This is a genomic window from Verminephrobacter aporrectodeae subsp. tuberculatae At4 (assembly GCF_000193225.1).
In the GTDB taxonomy this organism is placed as follows: Bacteria; Pseudomonadota; Gammaproteobacteria; order Burkholderiales; family Burkholderiaceae_C; genus Acidovorax; species Acidovorax aporrectodeae.
This window is the reverse complement of the sequence record NZ_AFAL01000493.1, coordinates 17,268-28,217: the sequence shown is the minus strand read 5'-3', so window position 1 is coordinate 28,217 and position 10,950 is coordinate 17,268. Positions and strand designations below refer to the sequence as shown.

At 66.0% G+C, this 10,950-nt stretch carries 10 protein-coding genes and 1 pseudogene; 8 read left to right on the top strand and 3 right to left on the bottom strand.

From position 1 onward, the window contains the following. A pseudogene (locus VTU_RS34975) lies at positions 1-83 on the top strand (LON peptidase substrate-binding domain-containing protein); the annotation flags it as partial. 23 nt (positions 84-106) lie between these two features. Here VTU_RS34975 and VTU_RS0116155 read toward each other — a convergent pair. Genes VTU_RS0116155 through hisF form a run of 3 tightly spaced genes read right to left on the bottom strand, consistent with a single transcriptional unit; the run spans position 107 to position 3,327 of the window. After that, a complete protein-coding gene (locus VTU_RS0116155; protein WP_010106055.1) occupies positions 107-1,915 on the bottom strand; it encodes a polysaccharide biosynthesis protein in 1,809 nt (602 codons plus the stop codon). A gap of 9 nt (positions 1,916-1,924) precedes the next feature. Next, positions 1,925-2,575 carry an imidazole glycerol phosphate synthase subunit HisH gene (gene hisH / locus VTU_RS0116150; protein ID WP_010106053.1) on the bottom strand — a complete coding sequence of 217 codons (651 nt, stop codon included), beginning with the start codon at positions 2,573-2,575 and terminating at the stop codon, positions 1,925-1,927. After that, positions 2,572-3,327, bottom strand: coding sequence for an imidazole glycerol phosphate synthase subunit HisF (gene hisF / locus VTU_RS0116145; RefSeq protein WP_010106051.1), 756 nt, complete (start codon positions 3,325-3,327; stop codon positions 2,572-2,574). The genes hisH and hisF overlap by 4 nt, the downstream gene beginning before the upstream one ends. A gap of 62 nt (positions 3,328-3,389) precedes the next feature. Here hisF and VTU_RS0116140 point away from each other — a divergent pair, with 62 nt between their 5' ends. The 7 genes from VTU_RS0116140 to VTU_RS0116110 are packed head-to-tail and all read left to right on the top strand — an operon-like array spanning position 3,390 to position 10,943. Beyond that, positions 3,390-4,400 (top strand): NAD-dependent 4,6-dehydratase LegB, encoded by a 1,011-nt coding sequence (locus tag VTU_RS0116140; RefSeq protein ID WP_010106049.1) that lies wholly within the window; start codon positions 3,390-3,392, stop codon positions 4,398-4,400. Continuing rightward, complete coding sequence (locus VTU_RS0116135; protein ID WP_010106047.1) at positions 4,375-5,559, top strand: LegC family aminotransferase; 1,185 nt, start codon at positions 4,375-4,377, stop codon at positions 5,557-5,559. The genes VTU_RS0116140 and VTU_RS0116135 overlap by 26 nt, the downstream gene beginning before the upstream one ends. A gap of 6 nt (positions 5,560-5,565) precedes the next feature. Further along, positions 5,566-6,621, top strand: coding sequence for a nucleotidyltransferase family protein (locus VTU_RS0116130; RefSeq protein ID WP_010106045.1), 1,056 nt, complete (start codon positions 5,566-5,568; stop codon positions 6,619-6,621). A 57-nt stretch (positions 6,622-6,678) separates the two neighbouring features. After that, positions 6,679-8,037: an NAD(P)/FAD-dependent oxidoreductase gene (locus VTU_RS32270; protein ID WP_010106043.1), complete on the top strand. Its 1,359-nt coding sequence runs from the start codon at positions 6,679-6,681 to the stop codon at positions 8,035-8,037. After that, positions 8,034-8,726 carry a class I SAM-dependent methyltransferase gene (locus VTU_RS0116120; RefSeq protein WP_138927928.1) on the top strand — a complete coding sequence of 231 codons (693 nt, stop codon included), beginning with the start codon at positions 8,034-8,036 and terminating at the stop codon, positions 8,724-8,726. Before VTU_RS32270 ends, VTU_RS0116120 begins: the two co-directional genes overlap by 4 nt. A 2-nt stretch (positions 8,727-8,728) precedes the next feature. Next, positions 8,729-9,895, top strand: coding sequence for a UDP-N-acetylglucosamine 2-epimerase (gene neuC / locus VTU_RS0116115; RefSeq protein ID WP_010106039.1), 1,167 nt, complete (start codon positions 8,729-8,731; stop codon positions 9,893-9,895). Positions 9,896-9,899: 4 nt separating this feature from the next. Then, the gene (locus VTU_RS0116110; protein ID WP_010106037.1) at positions 9,900-10,943 is read left to right on the top strand and encodes a GNAT family N-acetyltransferase; all 1,044 of its coding nucleotides are present in this window, start codon (positions 9,900-9,902) and stop codon (positions 10,941-10,943) included. The last annotated feature ends 7 nt before the right edge of the window (positions 10,944-10,950 follow it).

The window sequence follows — 10,950 nt, the reverse complement described above, 5'->3', positions numbered from 1 at the left end:
AAAGGCTGATGGCGCTGGACAATCCGCTGGTACGGCTGGAACTGGTGGGGGATATGCTGGAGCGGGCGGGGATTGCCGGGTAGTGTCCTTGTCGCGCAGCCCCATGTCATCGAAGCACGTATTCCGGCACCAGCGTCCTGAGCCACGCACGCAGGGCCCGGTCCTCTGGTTCAGGATCAGCATCGGCGATCCATTGCAGCACCGCCTTGGCGTCCGTTAGCGCCTGCCGCGAGGTCTTGGCGATCCTGAGCTTGGGATGCGGCGTTGCCACACTGGTCTCGTCATTCGCCAGCAGTTCCTCGAACAATTTCTCGCCGGGCCTCAGACCCGTGTAGCTGATCGGGATTTCCAACTCGGTTTTTCCGGACAGCCGGATCATCATCCGGGCCAACTCGATGATCTTCACCGGCTCGCCCATGTCGAGCACGAAGATCTGCCCCGAACGCCCCATCGAGCCGGCTTGCAGTACCAGCTGCGCGGCTTCCGCAATCGTCATGAAGTAGCGCACGATGTCCGGATGCGTCACGGTGACCGGTCCCCCGGCGGCAATCTGCCGGGTAAACAGCGGCACCACCGAGCCGCTCGAACCCAGCACATTGCCAAAGCGCACCGAGACATAGTGCGTGCCCGGGAACCCCTGCGCAGCGCTTTGCACCATCAACTCGGCCAGCCGCTTGCTGGCCCCCATCACGTTCGTCGGGTTCACCGCCTTGTCGGTGGAGATCATCACGAAACGCCCGGCCCCGCAAACCCCCGCTGCACGCGCCGCGTGCCAGGTGCCGGCCACGTTGGTGCGCAGCGCCTCGATCTCGTTGAGCTCCTCCATCAAGGGCACATGCTTGTACGCAGCGGCATGAAAAACCACGGCCGGGCGGTGCTTGTTTGCGATGGCCAGCAGGCGCTCGGGCTCGCGCACGTTCGCGGTGTAGTACATGCCCTGCATCTGCGGGTGGGCCGCGCGCAGTTCCTGCTCCAACTGGTAGATGGCAAATTCGGAGATGTCGGCGCACACCAGCCGACGCACACCGAAGCGCGCAACCTGACGGCACAGCTCGGAGCCTATGGATCCGCCAGCGCCCGTTACCAGCACGGTTTGTCCCGACAGCAAGCCCGACAGGCTGGCCACGTCCAGTTGCACGGGGTCACGGCCGAGCAGGTCCTCCAATTCCAGCCTGCGCGGCACGGCGACGCCGTCGCCCTTGAGCCATTCGTCCGGCCGTGGCAGCGTCAGCAGCGCCAGTCCGGCGTCGGCGGCCTGCAGCAGCATCTCGCGCCGGCCCGGGGCGCCCGGCGGGCTGGCCACGAGCAAGGCCTGTACCGCCAGCGACTGCGCAATGCGCGCGGTCTCGGCCGGCGTCCCCCAGACCCGCACGCTCTGCAACGACCGGCCCACCTCGGCGGGCTGCGGCGACAAAATGCCCACCGGCTGCCATTGCGCCGATCCCTTGAGGGCCCGCAGCGCGTCCGATGCCTCCTGCAACATGCCAAGAATCAGCACCGGCTTGCCATGCTTGAGCACCAGGCGCCGTTCGTCCAGCGTGCGTAAAACCGCCCTGGCAGCGCCCATCAGCACCAAGGCGATCAGCGGTTGCAACAGCAGGACCGAGCGCGGAAACGCCGGCAGCCTGAGCATCAAGATACCCGCCGCAGTCAGTATGCCGCCCAGGGCAATGCCGACGACCAATTGGCGCAGTTCGGGCAGACCGGTATAGATCCAGACTTGGCGGTAAACCCGGGCGAACGCGAAACCGGCCCCGTAAGCGAACACACACCAGGAACTGCTCGCCTGGGCCAGTTGGACAAATTCCTCGGGAACGTCCAGATTGAAACGCAGCCAGAAAGCCAGCCACCAAGCCGCCAGCGCCAACGCCAAGTCAGCGATGAAGAGCACCAGGGCCGGGCGCGGCAATTGCATGGGCCCCCCTCACAGGGCCAGGAAAGACCGCAGCACGCCAAGGCCGTGTTCACCGCTGCGCTCCGGATGAAACTGACAGCCCCAGATGTTGTCCCTGCCGACCGCCGCACAGATGCGCACGCCGTCGTAGAAGGTATCGGCCAGGCGGTGCGCCTCGTTCGCAGGAACAGGGGCGAAGGAATGCACGAAGTACACGCTCTCCCCCTCGGGCATTTGTGCCAGCGGCGAATGCGCCCAGGTCGGCCGGGCCGCCGAACGGCCCAGGGCACTCCATCCGATATGCGGGATGCGGTGCGAGCCACCGGCCGGCGTGGCTTCGGCAACAGGCTTCACACGGCCTGGAATCAGACCCAGCCCGGGGTGCTCGCCGAACTCCTCCCCGACGTCAAACAGCATCTGGACCCCTGCGCAAATACCCAGAAAGGGTCGGCCCGTGGCGCCAAAGCGCCGCACCAGGTCGTCGAACCCGCGCTGGCGCATCTCCGCCATGCCGCCCATGAAAGCGCCGACGCCCGGGAGCACGAGACGCTCGGGCAGCGCTGGCACCGCGGTGGCGCACTCCACCACCCTGACGCTGGCACCACAGTGCTGCAAGGCACGGACTACGTTGAGCAGATTACCGATTCCGTAATCCATGACGGTGACCGCCAGACCGCTCACAGGCGCACCTCCAGGCCAGCAGCTCGCGCGTGGGCCTTCAACTCGGCAACACCCGCGCGCCTCCAATGCAGCGCATCCGCGATCGCCAAACCGCAGGCACCGGCGTCGGCCGCCTGTTTCAGGTCCGAGGGGCAGCCATAACCGCCGCTGGCAATGATGGGCACCCTGACGCAGCCAGCCACGGTGCGCACCAAGTCCACGTCGAAGCCTCTGCGCGTGCCCTCCTGATCGACTGAGGTCAACATGATCTCGCCAGCCCCCAGGGCCACTGCTCGTTCGACCCACTCGACGACGTCCAGCCCCGTATGCTCGCGGCCGTTGTCGACGAAAGCCTCCCAGCCACCCCCGGATTTGCGCTTGGCTTCGACGGACAGCACCATGCACTGAGAGCCGAAGCGCTGCGCAACCTCGGTGATCAGCGCGGGCCGGGCCACGGCCGCGGTGTTGATGGCCACCTTGTCGGCGCCGGAATGCAGCATGGTGCGTACGTCCTCCAGTGAGCGGATACCACCGCCCACCGTGATGGGCACGTATATCTGGTCGGCAGCCCGCTGGATGATATCGGCCAAGTTGTTGCGTTGGTACAAACTGGCCACGATGTCCATGAAGACCAGCTCGTCGGCTCCCTGGCCGTAATAGTCAAGGGCGAACGCATGGGGATCGCCGACGACCCGCAGGCCTTCGAGATGGATACCCTTGATGAGCTTGGGCCCCTTGATGTCGAGTCGGGGAATGATTCGAATGCCAGCCAAAACGGCCTCCGGAAGGACGCGGGCTTGTATAGTACCCGCCCAAAAGCAAACTATTTGTCCTGATGCCACCGTTCCAGAACATCCTGATCACAGGCGCTGAGGGGTTCATAGGCTCGCACCTCGTCGAAGCCTTGGTGGCACAGGGGCGCCACGTCCGCGCCATGGCCTGGTACAACGCATTCGGTCACTACGGCTGGCTCGATACGCTGCCCGACGCCACGCGCAGCAAGATCGACCTGGTCATGGGCGACGTCCGCGACGCATTGTCGGTGCGCGAGGCGATGCGCGGTTGCGACGCCGTCATGCACTTGGCGGCCTTGGTCGCCATTCCCTACTCGTACCAGGCGCCCGCGTCCTATGTGGACACCAACGTCACCGGAACCTTGCATGTGCTGCAGGCAGCGCGCGACTTGGGCGTCGGGAAGGTGGTGCACACCTCGACCTCGGAGGTCTACGGCAGCGCCCGGATCGTACCCATCGCAGAAACCCATCCACTCGCCGCCCAATCGCCCTACGCGGCCAGCAAGATCGGCGCCGACCAGATGGCCCACAGCTACTACTGCGCCTTCGGCACACCGGTGGCGACCGCGCGGCCGTTCAACACCTATGGCCCGCGCCAGAGCCTGCGCGCAGTCCTGCCCACCATCATGCTGCAAGCCCTGAGCGCCGCGCCTGCGCTGCGCCTGGGGGCCTTGTCGCCGACGCGCGACTTCAATTTCGTGACCGACACCGTCGCCGGCCTGCTCGCCATCCTGGACAGCGACAAGGCCGTGGGCGAGGTCATCCAGCTTGGCAGCGGGCACGAGGTATCCATCGGCGACGCGGTCCGACTGATCGCCGAGATCACCGGCAAACCCTTGGCAGTTGAAACCGAACCGGCCCGCTTGCGCCCCGCCGCAAGCGAGGTCGAGCGGCTGGTCTGCGACCCGGCAAAGGCCCGTGCGCTGCTCGGCTGGCAAAGCACCCTGGCCGGCCGGGATGGCCTCAGGCAGGGCCTGACCCGCAGTCTGGAATGGTTCGCCAACCCGCACAACCGCAGCCACTACCATGACGCACAGCGCTACGTCGTCTGAGATCATCGCCGCCATCACGGCGGTGCTCGGCAATGCACCACGCCCGGTTGCGCTGCATGAGCCGCTGTTCGTCGGCCATGAAAATGCCTACGTCACATCCTGCATCGACGCGGGCTGGGTGTCCTCGGTCGGCTCCTTCGTCAACCGCTTCGAAAACGACCTGGCCGCGTTCTGCGGCGCGCAGCACGCAGTGGTCATGGTGAATGGCACCTGCGCCATGCACGCGGCATTGATGGTCTCGGGCGTGCAGGCCGGCGACGAGGTGCTGGTCCCCGCGCTGACCTTCGTGGCCACCGCGAACGCAGTGGTGCACGCCGGCGCGGTGCCGCATTTCGTCGATGTCGAAGAAAGCGCGCTGGGCGTCGACCCGGTGGCCCTTCGCAGCCATCTGGAAGGCGTCGCCCTGCGCCAAAGCGGCCACACGGTGAACCGGCTGACGGGCCGACGGATCCGTGCGCTGATGCCCGTGCATGTCTTCGGCCACCCGTGCCGGCTCGAGGAACTGGCCGCGATCGCCCAGGAATGGGGGCTGCAACTGATCGAAGACGCGACCGAGGCGCTCGGCTCCACCGTGGACGGACGCCCCGTCGGCGGCCGGCACACCGCCGTCTTCAGCTTCAACGGCAACAAGATCATTACCACCGGCGGCGGCGGCGGCGTCACGACCAACGACGAGGACCTGTACCTGCGCCTGAAACATTTGACGACTGCGGCCAAGCAACCCCATGCCTGGGCCTTTTTGCACGATGAGGTCGGCTACAACTACCGCATGCCCAACCTCAACGCTGCGCTGGGCTGCGCGCAGCTCGAACAGGCCCCCCGCTTCCTGGCTGCCAAGCGGGCGCTGGCTGCGGCCTACGCGCGGGCCTTCACCGGCCTGAGCGGACTGCGCATCCTGCCGTCGCCGCCCGGTACCGAGAGCAATTACTGGCTGGTGACGCTGCTGGCCGAGAACGCCGACCCCGGCTGGCTCGACACCACGCTGCAGGCCTTGCACGGCGCCGGCCTGCAATGCCGACCCGTGTGGCAACCACTGCACCTGCTGCCCATGTACCACCACCATCCCCGCAGCCCGCTGCCGCGCACCGAATCGCTGGCGCAGCGCATCATCAGCCTGCCGTCGAGCGTGCGCCTGGGCCTTCCGCTGCTGCCCGCCTAGCCTGCCATGCTGCTCGACGCCACACGCAACATGCTGCCGGAGCAGGCCCCGGTCTTGCAGGCCCTGCGGATCCTCGACCAGGCGCAGGCCAAGATCGCGCTGGTCGTGAACGCCCAAGGCAAGCTCAGCGGCTGCGTGGTCGACGGCGACGTGCGCCGCGGCCTGCTGCATGGGCACAGCCTGGAAACACCGGTCAGCCAGATCATGCACCGACAGCCCTATGTGCTGCCGGCCCACTCGTCGCGCCAGAAAATATTGCACGCCATGCAGGTGCTGGAGATCAAGCAGGTGCCGCTGGTCACCCCCGAGGGCCTGGTGACCGGCATCGCCGTGCACGACCTGCTGCTCGGTCTGCAGCATGGCGAGCGGCCGAACCACGTGGTGGTCATGGCCGGTGGCAAGGGCAAGCGGCTGCTGCCGATCACGCAGGACCTGCCAAAACCCATGGTGCAGCTGGGCGGCAAGCCGATTCTTGAATGGATATTGCTGCGCCTCAGGCATCACGGTTTTCGGGAATTCAGCTTCGCGATCAATTACCTGGGCCATGTGATCGAGGACTATTTCGGCGACGGTACGGCCTTCGGCTGCCGCATCCGCTATGTCCGCGAAAAGGACTTTCTGGGCACGGCCGGCGCCCTGTCCTTGCTGCCTCCGGGCGACACGCACCCGCTGGTCGTCACCAACGGGGACATCTTGTCGGGAATCGATTTCGGCCATTTGGTGGACTTTCACGCCGCAGGCGGACGCAGCGCCACGGTATGCGCCCGCGCGCACCGCGTGGAAGTACCTTACGGCGTGATCGAAATGCACGCCGGCTGCCTGCAGGGCATCGTCGAGAAACCCGTTTATGACAACCTCATCAGCGCGGGCATCTACGTGCTGTCACCGCAGGTGCTGGCACGCATCCCGAAGGATCAGGTGCTGGACATGCCGGACCTGCTGCGCTCCCTGATCAACGCGCACCATGCAATCGGTGTCTTCGTGCTGGAGGATGAATGGGTTGACGTGGGTCGCCACGATGATCTCGAGCGTGCCAAGCGCAACTTTACAGACCCGGGCTGATCCGGTCGAAGTATTGGGGACTCCGCAGGGGGGCCACCACATGGGAGGATTTTATTTATGGGCAAGGTTTACGTTGTCGTCGGTGCCGGTTTCCGGGGCTTTTGCGACGCCCTGCAGTTGATCAAGGAACCCGGGGCCAAGATCTACATGGTCGACCGTGAGCCGTTCTTCGGCGGCATATCCTGCTCGGGCAAGGTCCGGGACTTCTCGGTGGACAAGGGCGTTCACATGTTCGACGGAATAACCCGGGAATTGGCCGACAACGTCACGGAGATCATGGACGGGCGTGTGCGCACCATCGACTTCGTTTCGGTCAGCGCCTTCAACGGCCACCTCACCGAAGGCTTTTCACTGCCCGATCTGTCATCCCTGCCGGACGACACCAAGACCCGCATCACTGCAGAACTGAAACTGCTTGCCGCCGACGCCGGCAAGGGTGGCGCTCCGGTACCCCGCAATCTGCGCGGGCTTTTCGAGGCCCGTTATGGCGCGACCGCTGGCGGCATATTTGCTGGCATCTTCCAGTCGATCTACCACATCGATGCGAAGCTGGTCCAGCCGGATGCCATCTCCAAAACCTCGCTGGGACGCTTGAAGCATCTGGACGATCCGCTGATGCTCGCACTCAAGGCGAGCGACCCCTTCCTCGATGCGGTACTCGCTGCGCGCCGCCAGGCGCTGGGCAAAGTCGACGAGCTCGTTTCCATCTACCCCGACACCGGTGAAGCCATGCGCGGCTGGTGTGTCCGCGCCCGCAAGTGGCTGGAGGACCGCGGGGTCACCATGTGTCTGGGTCAGAACATCGAATCCATCGAGAGCACTGGCGACAAGGTTCGCCTGAAAACCGGGGCCCACACCATCGACGCGAACAGGATCATCTGGACCAACGACAACACGCAGGCGTTGGCCTGCCTGCTTGGTTTTGACTTCGACACGCGCGACCTGGTCTCGAACACGCCGATGCTGTTTGCCACGCTGATCACGAGAGCCGAGCACATCAAGGACTTCACCTACCTGCAGAACTTCGACCCCGAGGGCAAAACCTACCGCACGGCCTGCGCCGGCATCTACAGCGGCCAAATCGACGCCGACGGGAATAGCTTCGTCACCTGCGAATGCCCGACCCCCATCGACTCCGAGCGCTGGAACAACCCCGGCCAAGCCCACCACGCAATCTGGCAGGAATGCAAGGCGCTGGGCATCGTCAGCCCCGACGCCGAGTTGGCTGACCATGCCGTGCTGCGCTTGCCCTGCACGTTCAAGGTGGCCAAACTCGGGTACGACGAAGAAATCCGCGCATTCGAGGCCGAGGTCGGGCGCCGCATGCGTGCGCTCATCTTCCGCGACGTCAAGCCGTTTTTTCGCCGCGACATCTATCTGGACTCGCTCAGGGTCCGGGATCTCGCCAACGCATGATGACTGCACCGGATTACACCGCCCACTGGGACGAGAAGTTTCGCAGCCGCAGCTGGGGCCGCTATCCGCCAGAAGACTTGGTGCGCTTCATGGGGCGCCATTTCCGCGCCGCGGACCAGCGCGCGGTGAAGGTGCTGGAAGTCGGCTGCGGACCGGGCGCGAACCTCTGGTTCATGCAGCGCGAAGGTTTCGCAGTGCACGGCATCGATGTCTCCCCCGCCGCCATCGACATCGCAACCGCCCGGCTCGCCAGTGAAAACGCCGGCATCCCCAGCCCCGCGGCGGACCTGCGGGTGGGCCATTTCGCCCACCTGCCCTGGCCCGAGGGGCATTTTGACGTGGCCGTCGACATCTTCGCGCTGTATGCCAACACCACGCACGTGATCCGCGAGGCGCTGGCCGAGGTCGCACGCGTCCTCAGGCCGGGCGCGCTGTTCTACAGCAAACTGTGGGGAACGAACTGCACGGGCCATGGCCTGGGTCGGCAGCTCGAGCCGGGAACCTTTGACGAGATCCCCGAAGGACCCTGCCGTGGCATGGGCGTCTCCCATTTCTTCACCCGCGCGGAGATCGACGCGCTGTTTGGCGAATTTTTCGGGATCACGGCCATTGATCGGATCCTCCGCAGCGACATCGCCGCGAACCAGCAGATCGAAGAATTCCACTGCCAGTTCATCCGGCCCCGCTGAAGATGCCTTCGGTCTGCTTCGTCACCCTCAGCCGCTCCGACTACGCGAGCCTGCGCCCGGTGGCGTTGGCCGCGCTGGCCGACCCGGCCATCGACCTGCGCCTGATCGCCGGCGGCAGCCACGCCCTGGCGCGCTACGGCAACACGCTCGAGCAGATCCGCGCGGATGGTTTGCCGCTGCACGCCGTGGCCCGGTTCCTGCACGAGACCGACGACAGTCCCTCCGAACTGGCCGCGGCCTACGCGCGCGCGGTGGCGCAGTTCGTGCCCATCCTCACCGAACAACGCCCCGACTATGTGTTCGTCATCGGCGACCGCTGGGAACTGCTGGCGGTGGTGTCGGCGGCCGCGATGCTGCAAATTCCCATCGTCCACCATTCCGGCGGCGACATCACGCAGGGCTCGTCCGACAACCAGACGCGCTACGCCCTCAGCACCCTTGCGCACCTGCACCTGGTGGCGCTGCCCGAGCACCGCGAACGCCTGCTGCGCATGGGCGAGCAGGACTGGCGCGTGATCACCACCGGCGAGCCCGCGCTCACGGCGCTGGCCGCCCAGGACCGGATCGCGCCCGACGTCCACGGCCGGTTCGGCCTGAGGCCGGGCGAGCCCTTCGTGCTCGCCACCTTCCACCCCACATCGTTCGACAGCGCGCCGCCTGAGCGCCAGGTCGAGGTCTTCCTGCAGGCGCTCGACGGCATCGTCTGCGCCGTTGTCCTCACGGCGCCCAACCCCGACCCGGCGAGCGCGCTGTTCCTGGCCCGGTACCGCGCTTATGCGGCGGCCCACCCGAACGTCCGGCTGTACGACAGTCTGGGCACACGGCACTACTACGCGGCCATGGCGCAGGCGCAGTACATGATCGGCAACTCGTCCAGCGGCCTGTGGGAGAGCGCGAGCTTCCGCCTGCCGGTGGTCAACGTCGGCCCGCGGCAGCAGGGCCGGGTCCACGGCAGCAATGTGCTGCACTGCGACCTGGATCCCCAGGCCATCGCGGCGGCCATCGCCCGAGCCACGGACCCGGCCTGGCGCACGGGCCTGGACGGCAACAACCCCTACGTGAAGCACGACACCCTGGCGCTGATCCTGAATTGCTTCAAGCACCCCTGGGACCGGGGGCGGCTGTTGGCCAAGCGCTTCATGGACCCGCTGGCGCAGCGCTCAGCCTAAAGCCATGCAACGGCTGATCCCCGCGAGCGAGCCCGGCGTTTGGCGCCAGGCGCTGGCGCCGCTGGGCGCGCTGGACGCGAGCTACCTGCCGCAATACCACCTGGCGTACGCGCTGCGCGTCCCGCATTCCCGGCCGCTGCTATGGCATTTTTCGTGCGCGGGCCAGCATTTCCTGTATCCGTTCCTGCTCACCCCCGTGGTGCTGGGCAGCGTGACCACCCCGTACTTCGACGTCAGCAGCGTCTACGGCTATACCGGACCGATCGCGAGCACGGCCGACAGCCGGTTCATCGCAGACGCCTGGACGGCCTTTGACGCGTACACGGCACGGCAACGCGTCATCGCCGAGTTCGTGCGCTTTAGTCCATTCAACGGCAACCAGGGCCTTGCGCACCCCCAGTCCTGCGTGCTGGCCAACCGCACGCTGGCGGTATCCCGGCTGCCGACCTCGCGCGCGGCGCTGCTGCAGTCGCTGAGTGCAAAAACCCGCAACATGCTGCGCAAAGCCGGGCAGGCGGGGCTGGTTGCGCGCGAACTGCCCCTGCCGCAGTGCCTGCCGCAGTTCCGTGCCCTGTACGACGCCACCATGGTGCGCAACCAGGTGCCGGAGTTCTTTCTCTACGACGACGCGTATTGGCAGCAGTTGCTAGCCCTGGGGTCGCAGGGCCTGCGGCTGTTTGGCAGCTTCGCTGGCGCGCGCCTGGTCGCAGCGGCCATGGCCGTTGTCGATGGCGCATCGGGCTTGTACCACCTGGGCGCGAGCCTGAACGAATGCGCACCACCGGGTGCTGGCAACCTCAGCCTTTTTGCGCTGTCCTGCGGGTTGATGGAGAGCGGCGTGGAGTTTCTCAACATGACGGGCGGACGGACCACGGACCCGAACGATGCGCTGCTGCTGTTCAAGCGCAGCAATGCCAACGGCACGGCCATCTTCCATATCGGCAAAAGAATCGTCGATCCCCTCGCATACAATGCCGTGGCAACGCAGTGGCAGCAACTGCAGGGCTCCCCACCCAACACCGGGAAGATCGTTTTCTGGCGCCCCTGACCTTGAG

Bases quoted from the DNA above. Each gene is read 5' to 3' on its own strand.
- VTU_RS0116140 (WP_010106049.1), top strand. From the start codon at position 3,390: ATGCCACCGTTCCAGAACATCCTGATCACAGGCGCTGAGGGGTTCATA.
- neuC (WP_010106039.1), top strand. From the start codon at position 8,729: ATGCCTTCGGTCTGCTTCGTCACCCTCAGCCGCTCCGACTACGCGAGC.
- VTU_RS0116130 (WP_010106045.1), top strand. From the start codon at position 5,566: ATGCTGCTCGACGCCACACGCAACATGCTGCCGGAGCAGGCCCCGGTC.
- VTU_RS0116120 (WP_138927928.1), top strand. From the start codon at position 8,034: ATGATGACTGCACCGGATTACACCGCCCACTGGGACGAGAAGTTTCGC.
- VTU_RS0116110 (WP_010106037.1), top strand. From the start codon at position 9,900: ATGCAACGGCTGATCCCCGCGAGCGAGCCCGGCGTTTGGCGCCAGGCG.
- VTU_RS32270 (WP_010106043.1), top strand. From the start codon at position 6,679: ATGGGCAAGGTTTACGTTGTCGTCGGTGCCGGTTTCCGGGGCTTTTGC.
- VTU_RS0116155 (WP_010106055.1), bottom strand. From the start codon at position 1,915: ATGCAATTGCCGCGCCCGGCCCTGGTGCTCTTCATCGCTGACTTGGCG.
- VTU_RS0116135 (WP_010106047.1), top strand. From the start codon at position 4,375: ATGACGCACAGCGCTACGTCGTCTGAGATCATCGCCGCCATCACGGCG.